The 18,310-nt window shown below is 29.1% G+C and carries 20 protein-coding genes; 9 read left to right on the plus strand and 11 right to left on the minus strand.

What is annotated here, in order from left to right:
* Nucleotides 1–25 precede the first annotated feature (25 nt).
* Nucleotides 26–1,195 carry an MFS transporter gene (locus tag Q0684_RS05985; RefSeq protein ID WP_299013744.1) on the plus strand — a complete coding sequence of 390 codons (1,170 nt, stop codon included), beginning with the start codon at nucleotides 26–28 and terminating at the stop codon, nucleotides 1,193–1,195.
* Here Q0684_RS05985 and Q0684_RS05990 read toward each other — a convergent pair.
* The 5 genes from Q0684_RS05990 to Q0684_RS06010 all read right to left on the minus strand — a co-directional run bounded on the left by Q0684_RS05990 (nucleotide 1,192) and on the right by Q0684_RS06010 (nucleotide 5,273).
* Nucleotides 1,192–2,724, minus strand: a complete 1,533-nt coding sequence (locus Q0684_RS05990; protein ID WP_299013745.1) for an ATP-binding protein — start codon at nucleotides 2,722–2,724, stop codon at nucleotides 1,192–1,194. The genes Q0684_RS05985 and Q0684_RS05990 overlap by 4 nt on opposite strands.
* A 6-nt stretch (nucleotides 2,725–2,730) precedes the next feature.
* A complete protein-coding gene (locus Q0684_RS05995; RefSeq protein ID WP_299013746.1) occupies nucleotides 2,731–3,216 on the minus strand; it encodes a Rab family GTPase in 486 nt (161 codons plus the stop codon).
* Between the two features lie 16 nt (nucleotides 3,217–3,232).
* A complete protein-coding gene (locus Q0684_RS06000; protein WP_299013747.1) occupies nucleotides 3,233–4,039 on the minus strand; it encodes a cell envelope biogenesis protein OmpA in 807 nt (268 codons plus the stop codon).
* Nucleotides 4,040–4,384 (minus strand): hypothetical protein, encoded by a 345-nt coding sequence (locus Q0684_RS06005; RefSeq protein ID WP_299013748.1) that lies wholly within the window; start codon nucleotides 4,382–4,384, stop codon nucleotides 4,040–4,042.
* Nucleotides 4,385–4,490: 106 nt separating this feature from the next.
* Nucleotides 4,491–5,273 carry an MBL fold metallo-hydrolase gene (locus Q0684_RS06010; RefSeq protein WP_299013749.1) on the minus strand — a complete coding sequence of 261 codons (783 nt, stop codon included), beginning with the start codon at nucleotides 5,271–5,273 and terminating at the stop codon, nucleotides 4,491–4,493.
* 76 nt (nucleotides 5,274–5,349) lie between these two features.
* Here Q0684_RS06010 and Q0684_RS06015 point away from each other — a divergent pair, with 76 nt between their 5' ends.
* The 4 genes from Q0684_RS06015 to Q0684_RS06030 are packed head-to-tail and all read left to right on the plus strand — an operon-like array spanning nucleotide 5,350 to nucleotide 8,427.
* Nucleotides 5,350–6,798, plus strand: a complete 1,449-nt coding sequence (locus tag Q0684_RS06015; RefSeq protein WP_299013750.1) for a TonB-dependent receptor — start codon at nucleotides 5,350–5,352, stop codon at nucleotides 6,796–6,798.
* 56 nt (nucleotides 6,799–6,854) lie between these two features.
* Nucleotides 6,855–7,403 carry an RNA polymerase sigma factor gene (locus Q0684_RS06020; protein WP_299013751.1) on the plus strand — a complete coding sequence of 183 codons (549 nt, stop codon included), beginning with the start codon at nucleotides 6,855–6,857 and terminating at the stop codon, nucleotides 7,401–7,403.
* A 33-nt stretch (nucleotides 7,404–7,436) separates the two neighbouring features.
* Complete coding sequence (locus Q0684_RS06025; protein WP_299013752.1) at nucleotides 7,437–7,976, plus strand: hypothetical protein; 540 nt, start codon at nucleotides 7,437–7,439, stop codon at nucleotides 7,974–7,976.
* A gap of 1 nt (nucleotide 7,977) precedes the next feature.
* Entirely contained in the window at nucleotides 7,978–8,427 is a 450-nt protein-coding gene (locus tag Q0684_RS06030; RefSeq protein WP_299013753.1) for a hypothetical protein, read from the plus strand.
* A gap of 49 nt (nucleotides 8,428–8,476) precedes the next feature.
* On the opposite strand, the gene Q0684_RS06035 is transcribed toward Q0684_RS06030, so the two are convergent.
* The 4 genes from Q0684_RS06035 to kdsB form a co-directional block, all read right to left on the minus strand.
* Nucleotides 8,477–8,671 carry a hypothetical protein gene (locus tag Q0684_RS06035; protein WP_299013754.1) on the minus strand — a complete coding sequence of 65 codons (195 nt, stop codon included), beginning with the start codon at nucleotides 8,669–8,671 and terminating at the stop codon, nucleotides 8,477–8,479.
* Nucleotides 8,672–8,798: 127 nt separating this feature from the next.
* A complete protein-coding gene (locus Q0684_RS06040) occupies nucleotides 8,799–9,056 on the minus strand; it encodes a hypothetical protein (protein WP_299013757.1) in 258 nt (85 codons plus the stop codon).
* A 40-nt stretch (nucleotides 9,057–9,096) separates the two neighbouring features.
* Nucleotides 9,097–9,789: an HAD family hydrolase gene (locus tag Q0684_RS06045; RefSeq protein WP_299013759.1), complete on the minus strand. Its 693-nt coding sequence runs from the start codon at nucleotides 9,787–9,789 to the stop codon at nucleotides 9,097–9,099.
* A 2-nt stretch (nucleotides 9,790–9,791) separates the two neighbouring features.
* Nucleotides 9,792–10,523, minus strand: a complete 732-nt coding sequence (gene kdsB / locus Q0684_RS06050) for a 3-deoxy-manno-octulosonate cytidylyltransferase (protein ID WP_299013763.1) — start codon at nucleotides 10,521–10,523, stop codon at nucleotides 9,792–9,794.
* A gap of 190 nt (nucleotides 10,524–10,713) precedes the next feature.
* Between kdsB and Q0684_RS06055 the strand changes: the two genes are divergently transcribed.
* Nucleotides 10,714–11,169: a hypothetical protein gene (locus tag Q0684_RS06055; RefSeq protein ID WP_299013766.1), complete on the plus strand. Its 456-nt coding sequence runs from the start codon at nucleotides 10,714–10,716 to the stop codon at nucleotides 11,167–11,169.
* Nucleotides 11,170–11,325: 156 nt separating this feature from the next.
* Here the strand turns inward: Q0684_RS06055 and Q0684_RS06060 are convergent, their stop codons facing one another.
* Complete coding sequence (locus Q0684_RS06060; RefSeq protein ID WP_299013780.1) at nucleotides 11,326–14,043, minus strand: valine--tRNA ligase; 2,718 nt, start codon at nucleotides 14,041–14,043, stop codon at nucleotides 11,326–11,328.
* A 124-nt stretch (nucleotides 14,044–14,167) separates the two neighbouring features.
* Here Q0684_RS06060 and Q0684_RS06065 point away from each other — a divergent pair, with 124 nt between their 5' ends.
* Entirely contained in the window at nucleotides 14,168–14,572 is a 405-nt protein-coding gene (locus tag Q0684_RS06065) for a DUF1573 domain-containing protein (protein WP_299013783.1), read from the plus strand.
* Here Q0684_RS06065 and Q0684_RS06070 read toward each other — a convergent pair.
* A complete protein-coding gene (locus tag Q0684_RS06070) occupies nucleotides 14,569–15,792 on the minus strand; it encodes a PDZ domain-containing protein (RefSeq protein ID WP_299013786.1) in 1,224 nt (407 codons plus the stop codon). The two genes, Q0684_RS06065 and Q0684_RS06070, sit on opposite strands and share 4 nt — an antisense overlap.
* A 272-nt stretch (nucleotides 15,793–16,064) precedes the next feature.
* Here Q0684_RS06070 and Q0684_RS06075 point away from each other — a divergent pair, with 272 nt between their 5' ends.
* Nucleotides 16,065–17,255, plus strand: a complete 1,191-nt coding sequence (locus Q0684_RS06075; RefSeq protein WP_299013790.1) for a pyridoxal phosphate-dependent aminotransferase — start codon at nucleotides 16,065–16,067, stop codon at nucleotides 17,253–17,255.
* The gene (murB, locus tag Q0684_RS06080) at nucleotides 17,256–18,266 is read left to right on the plus strand and encodes a UDP-N-acetylmuramate dehydrogenase (protein ID WP_299013793.1); all 1,011 of its coding nucleotides are present in this window, start codon (nucleotides 17,256–17,258) and stop codon (nucleotides 18,264–18,266) included.
* Nucleotides 18,267–18,310: the final 44 nt, after the last annotated feature.

Here is an 18,310-nt window from a genome sequence, read left to right on the forward strand (position 1 = left end):
AGTTTTCAATACATTCGTAATCTAAATGAAACATCCTAAATTTATCTTATTTATAATTGTTATTTCGCAATTCTTTTGCACATCTTTATGGTTTGCAGGTAATGGAATAATAAACGATTTAATTGCTTTTTTTAGTTTAAAAAGTACAGATTTGGCACACCTTACTTCTGCTGTACAATTTGGTTTTATAAGTGGTACACTAGTTTTTGCCCTTTTTACAATTGCAGATCGCTTTTCACCATCTAAAGTATTTTTTTTATGTGCAGTTTTAGGCGCATTTTTTAATTTTAGTATCAATTTTAATGGCAATACCATAGGTAGTTTATTGTTGTTTCGTTTTTTAACTGGCTTTTTTTTAGCAGGAATTTATCCTGTAGGAATGAAAATTGCAACCGATTATTTTAAAGAAGGTTTAGGAACTTCTTTAGGGTTTTTAGTTGGTGCTTTAGTTTTAGGTACTGCCCTACCCCATTTATTAAAAGATTTATTTACTAATTTTAAATGGCAAACTATTGTTAATACAACTTCTAGCCTTTCTATTTTAGGTGGTTTTTTTATGCTTTTACTAGTGCCTAATGGTCCTTATAGAAAAAAAGCAAAAAAATTAAACCTTTCTGTTTGTTTAAATGTGTTTAAAAACATCAATTTTAGAAAAGCGGCATTTGGTTATTTTGGCCATATGTGGGAACTCTATGCTTTTTGGGTCTTTGTACCTGTAATTTTAGAAATTTATAGTAGCAAACAACAAATAACACATTTTAATATTCCCTTATTATCTTTTCTAATAATTGGTATTGGAAGTTTGGCTTGTGTTTTAGGTAGTTTTGTAGCTATAAAATTTGGTGCTAAAAAAACAGCATTTTATGCGCTAACGTTGTCTTGTTTGTGTTGTATTGTTTCTCCGCTATTTTTTATAATAGACAATGAAGTTATCTTTATAATATTTTTACTTTTTTGGGGAATGGTTGTTATTGCAGATTCGCCTTTACTATCAACTTTAGTAGCCAAAAATGCACCCGAAAAAGATAGAGGTACTGCTTTAACAATAGTAAACTGTTTAGGGTTTTCCATAACCATAATTAGTATTCAATTAATTGGTTACTTAAGAGTGGAATTTTCAGAAATTTTAATTTTTGTTTTTCTTGCTATTGGTCCAATAATAGGCTTATTTTCTTTAAGAAAAAGTAAATCTTAACTTAGGGTAGTTTTAATGGTTTTAATAAAATCTGCTGCAGTATAAGGTTTTCCTATAACTGAATTAAAACCAATTTTTATATAGCGTTCTATATCTTCTTTTGCAGTGTTTGCAGTTAAGGCTAAAAAAGGAATTGTGCTATTATCTTTAAAAAACTCGTATTTTTTTTGTACCAATTGTTCTCCTGTAATATTTGGCATATGTATGTCTAATAAAACGATATCAAATGCTTCTTTTTTTAAGATATTTAAAGCTTCTAAACCATCTTTTACAAGGGTAAAGTCTACTTTTTCTTTCTTTAAAATGTGTGCAACTATAGTCTGATTTAAAGCATCGTCATCTGCGACTAATATGCGTTTTCCATTTAAATCTACCCCTTTAGTAAGTTGGTTTGTTATAGTATTTTTATGCTCATTTTTTTTAGATTTCACTTTTAAAAATGGAATAGTTACTGTAAAAGTAGTACCAACATTCAACTTACTATTTACTGTTATTTTACCATCCATAGCTTTTAAAAGCCGTTTTACAATAGATAAACCTAAGCCAGCTCCTCCAAAAACTCTATTGTCACTTTTTTTGTTTTGTGTATACTCATCAAAAATTTTAGAAACTTGTACGTCCATCATTCCTCTTCCTGAATCGGAAACTAAAAACCCGATGTAAATTTTTTCATCGGTTTCCTTAACTACTTTTACATCTATTTTAATTTCTCCTTTCTCTGTAAACTTTAAAGCATTAGAAAGTAAATTAGATAATACTTGGTTTAAACGAACATCATCTCCTAAAACAAGTTTTGGTAATTCTGTATGATTGCTTAAAACTAAACGAACTGTATCTTTTTTATTCTGGTGGGTATAATTTTCGAAGCAATTTTTTACAATCTCTGCAATTTGTATTGGTTTGCTTTCTAAGCTTAATTTACCAGCTTCTATTCTAGATAAATCTAAAATATCATTTACAATAACTTTTAAATGTTCTCCAGAGAGTGATAAAAGTTTACTGTACTCTTTAACTTTAGCGTTGATATCTTCTTCAGAAATCATTTTAGAATAGCCTAAAATAACGTTTAACGGATTTCTAACTTCGTGACTCATCATTGCTAAAAAACGAGTTTTTTGTTCATTGGCTTTATCCGCAATTTTTCTAAGTTCTTCTAATTCTTTATTTTTCTCATCTATCTCTCTTTTTAAAAAAAATAAATCGTTTCTATTTTGGTTTAATTGATTTACAAACTTGTACACACTTGCTCTATTATGTACTAAAACAGTTACATTGTTTATTTGTTTCTGTAGTTCAACATCTACATTATATTCTACACCATTAGAAACAATTAACATCCCTTCTAATAAAAATGATCTGTTTTCTTCTATAGCCTCTAAAGTGCCTTGCAAAAATGGGCAAGTTTTGTAAATTGAATCTTTTACAGAAAACTCATTTTTAATAAAATTACCTGCATCTATACTAATTATTTCCCCAGAAAACTGGGTTGTAATTTGTATAAAGATTGATGCAATATTCTTTGGTATCAAAATAGTTTATTTTATGGCTTGTGCCGCTAATTTTAAAAAAGCGTCTTCTACATTATCATTTTCTTTAGCACTTGTAATCAAATCTATTGGCTCGGCAATAGTTTCTTGTAAGCTAATTATGGCTTCTTGGGTTAATAAATCTTTTTTGTTACCAACTACAGTAACTTTATCTAAACCAGATAACTCTTTAATATTTTTTATGTAAGAAGTAATATTATTGTATGTCTCTGCCCTACTAACATCAAAAACATACATTGCTGCACTTGCTCCTAAAAAATAAGATTTGGGTATTTTTTCATCATTATGAGTACCAGCAACATCCCAAATTAAAAGCTTTATTTCTTCATTTTTATACTGTACGAGTTTAGAACTAACGCGCACACCAATTGTACTAATATAATCTTCAGAAAATTCGTTTAAAACAAACCTTCTTATTAGTGAAGTTTTGCCAACTCCAAAATTACCAACTAACAAGACTTTTTTAGCAACCATTTTTCAAATTCTGTTTTTAAGCTATTAAATGGCGTTCTATAAGCACATTTAATTTAGTTTCGTCTTTTAAATACTTGCGTTCTCGTAATATGACTTCTGCCAAATTATTGGTATTATCTACTATTTTTTCTTTAAAAGCGGCTGTTAAAACTCCAGAAGTGGCAATAGCGATATATACCGTATTAAAACTGATAATAGTTAGCTGAAAATTGTCAAACTTTATATCTTCTAAACTCTGATTTTCTTTAGAAAAAGCGTCTTCAGCAAAAGATTTAATAGCGGTTAACATGCCAGAAATCATATCTTTATCTGCTATATCTCCTTTAGAATAATTACCAAAAAGCAAACCTGAATCTTTCTCAATAATAAAAACTTGCTCTATACTTGCTTCAAATACTTCTTGCAAAATATCATCTGCATCTGTATTTTTACCTTTAATAAATCGTTTAAATATTTGTTTTACAGAAAACTTTTCTGAAATGGTTTTATTAATGCGTTCAGACAGTTTGGTAATTTCACTAACAATTGCTTTTTTTATTAATTTACCCATAATTGGGTACAAAGCATCTACAACCTCGTCTTGAGAATTTCTAATTTGAGATTTAATAGTTTCTGTAATTGTAGTTCCAAAATATTCTGGAAAGTTTTGGCGAAGATCTTCTATTCTTTTATCTATTAAAGGATCTATACTTTTTTCTAATTTTTCCTTTAAAATGATTTCTTTACTTAAAGCTGTAAATTTTTGTCTATCGTCTTCTAGCAAGAGCTCTTTGAGTAACTCAAAACGATTATCTTTTATATTATTTACAGTTTTATTTCCCATTTATTCTTGCAGCATTTGCGCAATCTTTGCTAACGCTTTTCCTAATTTTTTACGGTCTGCTTTTTCATCTTCTAAATCAGCAATTTTTTTATCTAAATCCTCATTTAAATCGGCTATTTTGTGCTCCATTAAACTTTCTAGATCCGCTAATTTATTTTCTAAATCTGTAACTGAGTCGCTTAATTTTTTCTCGTTACTATCTTTTAAGGCTTTAATTCTATTAAAAACATCCTCAAACTCAGAATTATACTGTTGAATGTTTTCACCGAAAATAAGGTCTCTTACTGCTGCAATTCTATTATCTACTTGCTGTTTTTCTTCTTCTGGATTATTTTTTTCAGACATTTTCTTACTTTTTAAATTTTAAAATTTTTAGAGTGTTTTGTACAACATTAAAAACTTTAATATTGTAGGGTAAACAAATATACATTAAAATTTATTTTGATAAAGTTTAGATTTCTATTTTTAATCCATCGTAAGCTAAAAAAACATTGGGTGGCAATTGTTTAGATACTTCTTTATGAAAACCTAATTTATGACTAATATGTGTAAAATATGCTTTTTTAGGTTTTATTTCGGCTACAAACAAAAGCGCTTCTTCCAAATTAAAATGTGTGGGATGGGCAGCTATTCTTAACGCATTTACAACCAATACATCTAAATTTTTAAGTTTACTTTTTTCTTGCTCATCTATAGATTTCACATCTGTTAAATAGGCTAAATTTTGAATTCTATAACCTAAAATAGGAAGCTTACCATGAAAAACGTGTATGGGAATTATTTCTAAATCATCTACAAAAAAACTGCTTTTGTTTACTAAATTCGCTTTTACACTTGGCGCTCCTGGGTATCTGTTTTCTGTAGAAAAAATATATTGAAACCTTTGCGTTAAACTCTCTAAAGTTCTATCATCTAAATAAATAGGCATTTCCCCTATTTGATAACAATAAGGTCTTAAATCGTCTAAACCTGCAGTATGGTCTGCATGCTCATGAGTAAATAAAACAGCATTTATTAAAGCTACATTTTCTCTAAGCATTTGTTGCCTAAAATCTGGACCGCAATCTATTACATAATTTTTATTATCATAAGAAAACAAAACCGAAGAGCGTAAACGTTTGTCTTTTAAATCTGTAGATAAACAAACCGGATCTTTGCTCGAAATCATAGGAATTCCTTGGGAAGTACCTGTGCCTAAAAATGTAAGTTTTAACAGTTTTTTATTAGTTTTCATTAAAACAAAAATAGTATAAAATTGATGGATTGCACAGTTATTCCGTACATTTGTTAGAACTAATAAAAATCATTTTATGGCTGTTTCTTTAAAAGGAGATCAAGAAATAAGTAGTGTACCTACTACCAAAAACAAAGCACTTAGAATTAACTTAAATTCAGATATTTACGGAACCTTTGCAGAAATTGGTGCTGGCCAAGAAACGGCTAGAAACTTTTTTAGATCTGGTGCGGCTTCTGGTACAATTGCCAAAGCTATGAGTGCTTATGATAAAGATTTCTCTGATGCCATTTATGGTATGGAAGAAGACAGACGTTACGTAACTCAACCTCGATTAAAAAAGATGCTACGTCATGAAATTGATTTAATGGAAGACCGTTTAAGCAGATCTAAACATCCAGATAAATTATTTTTTAGTTATGCAAACACGGTTACCACAATAGATTTTGCTAAAAAATTTAAAGGCCATGGTTGGGTTGGTATTCGCTTTCAATTAGATCCTTTAGAAGAATATAATGAAGTTATTTTACACTTGCGTTTTAAAGAAACAGATGCGCGTTTGCAACAAGAAACATTAGGTATTTTAGGTGTAAATTTAATTTATGGTGCTTTTTACTTAAACGATAACCCTAAAGAATTGGTAAAATCTTTTTACCATAATCTAAGTCAAGATCAATTAGAAATTGATATGATCAATTTCTCTGGACCTCGTTTTATGTATGTAGATAATCGCTTAATGAGTTTACAACTGGTTAAAAACGGAATGACAAATGCGGTAATGTTTGGTCCAGATGGAAACAACTTATTACCTGCTCAAGTACTTTACAAAAAAAACATCTTAGCTTTAAGAGGTAGCTTTAGACCCGTAACTAAAGTAAATATGGATATGTTTGAAAAGTCTAAAAGACTGTTCTTACAAGAAAATAAGGTGCAAGAAGAAAAAACACAAATCATTTTTGAAATTACATTAAGTAACCTAACATCTGAAGGTAAAATTAACGAGAGAGATTTCTTAGATAGGGCAGAATTACTATGTTCTTTGGGCCAAAATGTTATGATTACTAGTTTTCAACAATACTTTAAATTGGTAGAATATTTTAGTGAATTTACCAAAGAAAGAATGGGACTTGCAATGGGAGTGCACAATCTAGTGCAAATTTTTGATGAAAAATACTACAGAAATTTAAGTGGAGGAATTTTAGAAGCTTTTGGTAAACTATTTTATAGAGATTTAAAAGTATATATGTATCCTTATCACGATCAAGAAACAGGTGAATACATAAATAGCGAAAACCTTAAGGTACATCCTAGAATGAAAGAATTGTATAAATTCTTTAAAAACAACGGTCGTTTAATAAATATTGATGATTTTGATAAAAAAATTATGGATATTTTTTCTAGAACAGTACTTAAAATGATTACTGAAGGAGAAAAAGGCTGGGAAGATATGCTGCCAGAAGGAATACCTGAAATTATAAAACAAAAGCGTTTGTTTGGTTATTCTAGAACGCGTATTAAAAAATAATTTTTTTTCTTTTTAAACCTTTATTAAATACTGCTGTCTAAATAAAAAATAATTAATTGACAGACGAAATTAGTTTAATTGAACAATTAGTAAATCCAAAAACCAAAGAAAAGGCTTTTAGGCAATTAATAGCGTTATATAAAGAGCGTTTGTATTGGCATATTCGTAAAATTGTAATTACGCATGCAGATGCAGATGATGTTTTACAAAACACATTTATAAAGATTTATAAAAATATAGATAAATTTAACGGAAAAAGTAAATTATTCTCGTGGATGTATAGAATTGCAACCAATGAAGCCATAACTTTTATAAACAAAAGAGCTAAAAATAGAAATGTAGACATTTCTGAGTTGCAAACACAATTGGCATCAACTTTAGAGAGTGATGTTTATTTTTCTGGTGATGCTATTCAATTAATATTACAAAAAGCTATTGCTACTTTGCCACAAAAGCAACAATTGGTTTTTAACATGAAATATTTTGATGAACTCAAATACCAAGAAATTTCAGAAATATTAGATACTTCTGTTGGGGCATTAAAAGCATCCTATTTTCATGCAGTAAAAAAAATAGAAAATTTTGTAAAAAATAATACAAATTAAACCTTTTGTTTCAAAAAAGGTCTAAAGTTTAAGATGGAAAGCAAAAATAAAAATAATAACGATTTTTTTAAATCTATAAAAGATAAAAACAGTGGTTTTACAACTCCTGAAAATTACTTTTCTAACATAGAGGATAAATTAACGGCAGCTATTTTTGAAGAACAGCTGCCAACTAAAAGTGGTTTAAAAGTACCAACAAATTATTTTGAGAATGTAGAAAATAAAATACGACAGAAACTTGAAAAACAAAATGATACAAAAGTAGTTTCTTTAAAAGCTAAAGTTTTAAAATATGTGCCTTTAAGTGTGGCTGCTTCTATAGTGCTAATTTTAAGTATAAATTACCTTACAACAAGCAAGCAAAATTTAAACTTTAATACTATTGCACATACTGATATTGAAAATTGGATTGTAAATAACTCAACAGCGTTAACTACAGAAGATTTTGCTACGATTCTAAATACTGAAATAATGAACGAAGACGATTTTGTTTTTACAGAATTAAATAACGATGCAATAGAAGATTATTTATTAAATACAGATCACTCTTATTTACCTATAGAAAATTATTAATATGAAAAAACACATACTATTATTGGTACTTCTAATAAGTACTTCTTACACATATTGCCAAGTTCCTAAAGAAAGTAAAGATAAAATTAGAACTTTAAAAGTTGCTTATATTACAGAACAACTTGAATTAACGGCTAATACAGCTCAAAAATTTTGGCCAGTTTATAATGCTCACGATTATAAAACCAACAAATTTATTAGAAGAAAAATTGAGGAAATAAAAAGAGAAATTAAGCAGGCAGGAGGTGTACAAAATTTAGATGATAAAAAAGCAAAAGAACTTTTTGACAACATCAGAAATCTTCAGAAAAAAAAATATGAAGAGGAAGAAAAATACATTGCCAAATTGAAAGAAATTTTATCTATTAAACAAATATTAAACTTACAAGTTTCAGAAAGAGAATTTACAAGAAAATTGATGCGAAAGTACGGTAAGAGAAATAAAGAATAACTGGTAAGTATTATTTGTAATACAAAAAAGAGGCTTACAGCCTCTTTTTCTATTTTATAATGTTCATACAAACCATTAAATCTGGTTTATTTTCAGTAAATTTTTGTAGCCAAATTCTTAACTCACTAACTTCATAGGGTAACAACCTTTTAATTGCCTTGTCTAATTCTCTACAAAATAATTCTGAGTTAAAACTTACTTTCTGTAACACGGTTATCGTGTACTCAAACATTGCTCTTGCCATAGTTTTATTTTATAATTAGTTAAACGTAAAATTCTGATAATTAGCATTTCATAACCAACCAAATATAACAAAAAAACCACTAAATTAAATTTAGTGGCTGTTAAAATATGCTTAAAATGTATTAAGATTAAAGTGCGTTTGCCTTTTCTATAAGTGCTAAAGCCTTTGTCTCTAAATCTGCACTCACTTGCTTAAAATGTGTTTTTTTATTTTCTGCTTTTGCATGCACTTGTGCAATTAAAGCATCAAAAGTTTCAATAGTTTCGTCTATAATTGCTTCCCCTTTCTTTCTATCTGCAGAACCTTGCATTTTTTCAGAAACATAACCAATAATATCTCCTAATGTATAATTAATGTCTTTTTTTAAATTTTTAATGCTTGCCATAATATGTATTTTTTTGAAGTTACAAATTTACTTTAAAATTTTAAAAGAGCGCTAAAACTTCCTTGATATTTGTTAACGTTTGGTAATTTGCATTATCAGATTCAACTTTTGAAACTTCTTCATGAACCCAAGTTGTATGAAAAGGCACATGCATTGCTGTTGCCCCAATTGCTAACAATGGTAAAACATCTGATTTTAAAGAGTTTCCTATCATTAAAAACTCATTTGGTGCAATATCTAAATGTTTTATTAATTTACGATAATCTTTCTCTTTTTTGTCACTCATTACCTCTATATGATGAAAGTATTTAAGCAAGTTCGACTTTTCTAGTTTCTTTTCCTGATCTAATAAATCGCCTTTTGTAGCTACAATTAGTTTATACTTACCTTGTAAATTGTGCAACACCTCTTCTACTCCATCTAATAAAACAATTGGTTTTGCTAACATGGCTTTACCAATATCTAAAATTTTATTAATAATTGTTTGCGGTAAATTATAATTTGATAGCTCTAAAGCACATTCTATCATAGAAAGTACAAAACCTTTAATTCCATAACCATATATGGCTAAATTTTTAATTTCAGTTTTAAATAATTCTTGATCTATTTTGTTTTTGGTTTCGTATTTAGATAGTAAAACTGCAAATTCTTCTTCTGCTTCCCTAAAATAGGTTTCGTTTACCCAAAGTGTATCATCTGCATCAAAAGCAATAACTCTTATAGCTGAATTCATTTTTATAATTTCAAATATTGTTTGGCTTTTTCTAAATCTTCTGGTGTATCTATACCCACAGCTTCCACAGAAGTTTCTACCATTTTTATTTTTTTACCAATTTCTTGGTAACGTACGGCTTCTATTTTTTCTGAGGCCTCTAAAGGCGTGATTGGTGTTTTATAGAAATCTAGCAAGGCTTGTTTTCTAAACGCATAAACCCCTTTATGCTTGTAGTATTTTACATGTACATTTTGATCTCTATGAAACGGAATTACACTTCTAGAAAAATAAATTGCTAAATTATTTACATCTGTAATTACTTTTACATTATTAGGATTTGCTATTTCTTCTGGATTGGTAATTTGTACTTTTAATGAAGCCAAATCTACCTCTTGCTTTTTATCTTCCTTAAAAACAGTAATTAACTTTGTTAAAGAAATTGTATCTATAAAAGGTTCATCTCCTTGTACATTTATAACAATGTCTGCGTCTATATCTTCTACAGCCTCTGCAATTCTATCAGAACCACATTCGTGTTCCTTTTTACTCATAATTACATTACCACCTGCTTTTTCTATATTTTCTTTAATAATGTAAGAATCTGTAACTACATAAACGGTATCAAATAAATTGGTATTTACAGAAGCTTCATAAGTTCTTTGTATTACTGTTTTTCCTCCTAAATCTTTCATTAGTTTACCAGGAAAACGGCTTGCGCTGTATCTTGCAGGAATCATTGCTATTATTTTCATATACTATATTGTAGGTCTTTCAAAGATAAGACTTAAATAAAAACAGCAATAATCTATGTTTTATTTTTTTTTGTTTAATTCTAGAAATTATTTAAAAAATTAATAATCAATATTTTACCATTTATTTAAGAGAATAAACCTAAATTAATTCTTAGATTTGTTTAACTATTAACTTAAAAAATTAAACAAAATGAAAAACGACCAAATTGTTGCAAAAAATGCAGTACTAATTACTTTGTTAATTGGAAGTTATTTTCTTTTATGTAAGGTTTTAGAAGTTGCAGATAACCCGTATTTGAGATTTTTAAATTTAGCGTTTGTATTTTTTGGCGTACAAAATGCCATAAAAGAAAGTGCTTTAAAAAACGGAGAAACAAATTATATACATAATTTAGGTATTGGTATAAGAACAGCTGCAATTGCTGTAATCTTATCTATAACTGGTATTATTGTATATATTGAATTGATAAATCCAGATTTTTTAGCTGTAATGAACAATTCCTTTTTAATAGGAGGTGATTTATCTTTAGCAGAAATTGTAATTAGTTTATTTATAGAAGGTATGGCATCTTCATTTATTAGTGCATTTACCATAATGCAACTCTATAAAAATCCTGAAAAGATTAAAATTAAGATGAAGGCTTAATAAATAGAATAAAGAATGTCTAAAAAGTATTTTGTGTCTGTCATTTCGACTTCATGGAGAAATCTAACTTATTAAATTTAAAACAAATAGATTTTTCGACTCCATTTCATTTCGCTCAAAATGACAAATGTTATTACTTTTTAGACAAGCTTTTTATTATTTCAAGGAGTTTAAACTCCCATTAATCGTTTCTATTTTGGCAAGTGTATCTGCCTCTTTTTTACGTTCTAATGTAATTACTTGTTCTGGCGCATTTGCCACAAAGCGTTCATTAGACAACTTTTTCTGAATACCCATTAAAAAGCCTTGTGCCCTTTTTAACTCTCCAGAAAGCTTTTCTATTTCTGCTTCAACATCTATATTTTCAATAGAAACTGGCACAAAATACTCATTAGACTTTACCCTAAAAGAAGCACCATCTACCTTTTCTTTTACAACATTAATTGTAGCTGTATTTGTTAATTTCTGAATTACAGCATCAAATTGTTTGGTATTGTTTTCATTATCAATAACAAATAATTCTACTGCATCTTTAAAAGAGATGTTTTTATCTTTTCTAATGGTTCTAATTCCAGAAATTACTCCAGTTGCAAATTCAAAATTGGTTATAATTGCTGAATCAAAATCTTGAACCACAGGATATTTTGCTATTATTAAAGCTTCTTCTGCTGTTCTGTCTGAAATGTATTGCCAAATTTCTTCCGTTAAAAACGGCATAAATGGGTGCAACACTTTTAAATTGTTTTCTAAAACTTCAATAATAGCATCAAACGTAGTTTTGTCTATTGGTTGCTGATATGCAGGCTTTACAATTTCTAATAACCAAGATGAAAAATCATCATTAATTAACTTATAAATTGCCATTAACGCATCAGAAAGTCTGTATTTAGAGTAATGATCTTCTATTTCTGCAAGTGTTTTTTGAAACTTTGCTTCATACCACTCTAAACCAATTTTAGAAGTTTCTGGTTGTGCTATACTTTCAGCTACTTCCCAACCTTTTATCAAACGGAAAGCATTCCAAATTTTATTTGCAAAACCTTTACCTTGCTGACATAAATCTTCATCAAACAAAATATCGTTTCCTGCAGGTGCACTTAATAACAAACCAACTCTAACACCATCTGCACCAAATTCTCTAATTAATTTTAACGCATCTGGAGAATTACCTAAAGACTTAGACATTTTACGGCGTTGTTTATCTCTAACTAAACCTGTTAAATATACGTTTTCAAAAGGTTTTGCATCTTTATATTCATAACCTGCAACAATCATACGTGCTACCCAGAAAAATAAAATATCTGGTCCTGTAACTAAATCATTTGTTGGGTAATAGTATTTAATTTCTTCGTTTTCAGGATTTCTAATTCCGTCAAAAACAGACATTGGCCACAACCAAGAAGAGAACCAGGTGTCTAATGCGTCTTCATCTTGTTTAAGGTTTTTGGTTGTTAGTTGTTGGTTGTTGGTCTTGTCTTTCGCAAGCTCAAGAGCTTTTTCAATATTCTCTGCAACTACAAAATCTTCTTTTCCATCACCATAGAAATAAGCAGGTATTTGTTGTCCCCACCAAAGTTGACGAGAAATATTCCAATCGCGCACATTTTCCATCCAGTGGCGGTAAGTATTTTCGAATTTTTTAGGCACTAAATTAATTTCAGTATCATCACCCAAAACTGCATCTATAGCTGGTTTTGCTAATTTTTCCATCTTCAAAAACCATTGATCTGATAATCTTGGCTCTATAACTGCTTTTGTTCTTTCTGATGTCCCAACTTTATTAGTATGAACTTCCGTTTTTACTAAAATCCCTTTTTCATCAAGTTCTTTTGCAATTTCTTTACGAACCACAAAACGATCTTTTCCTTGGTAATGCAAACCAAAAGAGTTTAAAGAAGCATCATCATTAAAAATATCAATTACTTCTAAATTGTGTTTGTCTCCTAAATTCTTATCATTTTCATCATGTGCAGGCGTTACTTTTAAACAACCTGTACCAAATTCTAAATCAACATATTCATCTTCAATAATAGGAATAACTCTATTAGATAAAGGCACAACTGCTTTTTTACCTTTTAAATGTGTAAAACGCTCATCATTGGGATTGATACAAATTGCAGTATCTCCAAAAATAGTTTCCGGACGCGTTGTTGCAATAATCAAGAATTCTGAATCCTCCCCTAACCCCTCCAAAGGAAGGGAATTCTTACTGTTGTGGTTTTCCTCATTTGCTCCCTTTCCTTTGGAAAGGGTTGGGGATAGGATTTTATACTTTAAGTAATACAGATTCCCCTGTCTTTCTTCATGAATAACTTCTTCATCAGAAAGTGTGGTTTTAGCTTCAGGGTCCCAGTTTACCATTCTGTAACCTCTATAAATTAAACCTTTGTTGTATAAATCAACAAAAACTTTAATTACAGATTCAGACATTTCTGGATCCATTGTAAAGGCAGTTCTTTCCCAATCGCATGAAGCACCTAACTTTTTTAATTGTTCTAAAATAATACCTCCATACTCATCTTTCCAATCAAAAGCGTGTTGCAAAAACTCTTCTCTTGTTAAATCGCTTTTTTTAATTCCTTGCTCTTTTAATTTGGCAACCACTTTAGCCTCTGTAGCAATAGAGGCATGATCTGTACCAGGAACCCAACAAGCATTTTTACCTAATAATCTTGCTTTTCTTATTAAAACATCTTGAATGGTGTTGTTTAACATATGCCCCATATGTAAAACCCCAGTTACATTTGGTGGAGGAATTACTATAGTATAAGGTTCTCTTTCATCTGGCGTCGAATGGAAATAATCGTTCTTCATCCAGTAATCGTACCATTTATCTTCTACTTTACTAGCATCATATTTAGATGGAATTGTCATACTTTGGTATCCTTTTTGATATTTATTTTACAAAAATACAATTATCTGAATTTGTAGAGAAAATTAGTAGTTGATTTTTTAAAACAAATAAATAACATTATTTTTACACCAAATATTTAGTCTTATGAAGATTTTAAGCACACTGTTAGTACTTTTTTTAATTTCGTTTACTGTAAATGCACAAGAATTTAAGTTTGAAAAAGAAACCATAAATTATGGTAAAATAGCAAAAGGCGCAGATGGTCAAAGAACTTTTGTTTTTACAAACATAGGTGATGCTCCTTTAGTAATTACAAGTATAAAATCTTCTTGTGGTTGTACTGTGCCTAAAAAGCCAGAAGAACCAATAATGCCAGGAGAAAAAGGAGAAATTAAAGTTTCTTACGATACCAATAGAATTGGCGGTTTTTCTAAGCAAATAACAATTATGTCTAATGCAAAACAGCCTAGAAAAATGATAAAAATAAGAGGTTTTGTAAATAAAGAAATTACATTAGAGAAAGAGAAAAGTATGCTTTCTGATAATTAAATTCTTTTTTCTAAACGAAAACTTACTTTTTCATACGCTCCATTTCTGTCTATTAAAAGTTTTATCTTTTTGTTGTTTCTTTGTTGAAACTTACCAACAATTTCTGTTAATTTTAAATCGTAAGTGTTGGTGCCATTAATTTTTAGTATAATATCACCAGGCTGCACTCCAGCTTTATGTCCTGGAGAACCTCTAAGCACTGTTTTTACTTTATAAGAAGACTTAAAGTTAAAGGTATACCTTGTAATTAAAGAGATTCTATCATTCTTGCCTTTTCCTTCAGTTCCGTAGCCATTTGAGGCTGCTTGGTATTTTCTTTCTTTTACCAATTGTTTACCATTATACACAACTTCTAAACCGCTCATATTATAGTTAAACCCTTTAGTAAAAGAACCATTCTTTTTTAGCATTATTTTTTGATTTCTATAATCTAACCAAATCTTAAAACGCTTTAAAATATTACCTCCAATACTGCCATTTCTAGCTTTAAAACTTCTTGCATTTTTACTGGTAACAGTATCTAAAAAAGAAATTGTTGGTTTTAAAAGCGTAAAATTACCAACTTTTAATTTTGGTATTCTACTTCTATTTCCATAAATAGTACCACTTAAACCTTCACCCAAAATATCTTTAAAAAATAGTATTGGTGTTTTTATATTTGGTTTACTGTGTTCAAAAAGCCACAAAGCATCACTACCACCAGAATCAATTAGCATTTTTACCTTAGTTAATTTGGTGCCAATAGTATCTAACTGCACATCTACATTTATATATGGCTTTTTCCTATGCATTTGTAAGCGTAAAATTTCACATTTTCTACATTTTTTTAGTTGATAATCTTTGGAACTATAAAATGTTAACTTTTTAGATTTATAATTAATTTTCACCACAAAATCTCTTAATAAATTGTAGCCAATAATACCATGAATGGTAACTCCCATTTTGCTAGATAAATCAAAATAATCTTTTAAAATAACATAAACAGCTTCATTATAACTTACAATACCTTTAAGTTTTAATATATTTTTAGTAGAAAGAATTGCATCTACAGCTTCTCCAGTACCTAAACCTCTTAGTTCAATTTTTTCTGTATTTAGTAAGGCAATGCTATCATTTTGAGCTAAATCAAAAATTATGGTTTTGTTTACGCCAGAATCTAAAATAAAAGACAATTTTTTACCATTAATTTCTAAGGGAATAACAATTAAGTTATTAATCAACTTGAAAGAAACGGTTTCTTTAGCATTCTTTTCATTTAAAAAATTAAAACTATTTTGAGCAGATATTTGCAGACAAATACAAAAAAATAGCAAGAAAATAAGCAGTTGTTTTTTATTCAATTGTTTTGGTGTATTATAACAAATAAAAGTACGACTATTGCTTTTAATTATTTTCTCTTTTACAAAACTTTAACCTTTAAAGATTTAGAATAATACCACCAAAACTAAAATTATTTTCGGAACTTTGTTGCGAAATAAAAAATACTCATTTTATGCCAACTATATCACAAAAAGGGCTATTAATGCCAGAATCTCCAATAAGAAAACTAGTTCCTTTTGCAGAAGATGCTAAAAAAAGAGGAGTACATGTTTTTCACTTAAACATTGGTCAGCCAGACATTAAAACACCAAAAGTTGCTTTAGATGCCGTAAAAAATAATAACATAGAAACATTATCTTACGCCCGCTCTGAAGGATCTGAAATTTACAGAACAAAGTTGGCAAAGTATTATGTAAAAAATAATATAAACGTTTCTGCAGATAATATAGTGGTAACCACGGGTGGTTCAGAAGCATTACTGTTTACCATTGGTAGTATTACAGATCCTGGAGACGAAATTATAATTCCAGAGCCTTTTTATGCCAATTATAATGGCTTTTCTACAGCATCTGGTGTAAAAGTAGTGCCTGTAATTTCTAAAATTGAAGATAATTTTGCATTACCAAAAATTGAAGATTTTGAAAAATTAATTACAAGTAACACCAAAGCAATTTTAATTTGTAACCCAGGAAACCCAACAGGTTATTTATATTCTGAAGAAGAATTAGAAAAACTAAAAGCCATTGTTTTAAAACATGATTTATATTTAATTGCAGATGAAGTCTACAGAGAATTTGCCTATAATGGTTTGCAACACAAATCAGTTTTATCTGTTGATGGTTTAGAGGATAATGCAATTGTTATAGATTCTGTCTCTAAAAGATACAGCATGTGTGGTGCAAGAATTGGTTGTATTGTATCTAAAAATGATTCGTTTAGAAACACTGCTGTAAAATTTGCACAAGCAAGATTAAGTCCGCCAACTTATGCGTTAATGGCAAGTGAAGCCGCTTTAGACACACCACAATCTTATTTTGATGATGTTATAAATGAATATGTAGAAAGACGTGATACTTTAATTAACGAATTAGAAAAAATTGACGGTATAAAAGTTGCCAAGCCAAAAGGAGCTTTTTATTGTGTAGCAGAATTACCCGTAAAAGACACAGACCATTTTGCACAATGGCTCTTAGAGGATTTTAATCATAATAACGAAACAGTTATGGTAGCTCCTGCAAGTGGTTTTTATTCTACCCAAGGAGAAGGAAAAAACCAGATAAGAATGGCTTATGTTTTAAATAAAGAAGAACTTATAAAATCTGCTTTAATTTTAAAGGAAGCTTTACAACAATACAAAGGTTAATTGAAAATTCAACAAAACATATCTTTAAAAAATTACAACACTTTTGGCATAGAAGTATTTGCCAAACGATTTGTAAGCATAAATGCTGTTTATAATTTACAACAGCTTTTGCAAATAGAGAAAGACCTTTTTTTAATTTCTGGTGGAAGCAATATGCTACTTACCAAAGACATTGAAAAATTAGTAGTACATATAGATGTTAAAGGAATTTCTATTGACAATGAAAATAAAGATGACGTCTTTTTAACTGTAAATGCTGGCGAAAATTGGCACGATTTTGTGTTATGGTGTGTTGCTAATAATTATGGTGGAATAGAAAATCTATCTTTAATACCTGGCAATGTTGGTACTTGCCCAATACAAAATATTGGTGCTTATGGTGTAGAAGTTAAAGATACTATTACAAAAGTAGAAGCTATAGCTATTAAAACCGGTAAATTGGTAACCTTTTCTAATAAAGAATGCCAATTTGGTTATAGAAATTCAATTTTTAAAAATGAAGAAAAAGGCAAATATATAATTACCTCAGTTAGTTTTAAATTAACTAAGCGTAACCACAACTTAAACACTTCTTATGGTGCAATAGAAAGTGAACTGTCTTCAAAAAATAGTAAAAATCCTACTTTAAAAGATATTTCTAACGCAGTTATTGCCATTAGAAAATCTAAACTACCAGACCCAAAAGAAATAGGAAATAGCGGTAGTTTTTTTAAAAACCCTGTCATTACAAAATCGCTTTTTTTAGAAATTCAAAAAGAATATCCAAACATACCAAGTTATCCTGTTTCAGCCACAGCTATTAAAGTTCCTGCTGGTTGGTTGATTGAACAGGCTGGTTTTAAAGGAAAACGCTTTGGCAATTATGGTGTGCATGAAAAACAAGCCTTAGTTTTAGTAAATTATGGTAATGCTACAGGAACAGAAATTTATCAACTTGCCAAAAAAATACAAGCTACAATTTTAGATCAATTTAATATTACCCTAGAAATTGAAGTAAACGTAATCTGCTAGAGTAAATGTTTGCTATAATTTTAAGATAATTTTTTAATCTTAAA

The organism is uncultured Polaribacter sp. (genome assembly GCF_947503875.1).
Taxonomy (GTDB): domain Bacteria; phylum Bacteroidota; class Bacteroidia; order Flavobacteriales; family Flavobacteriaceae; genus Polaribacter.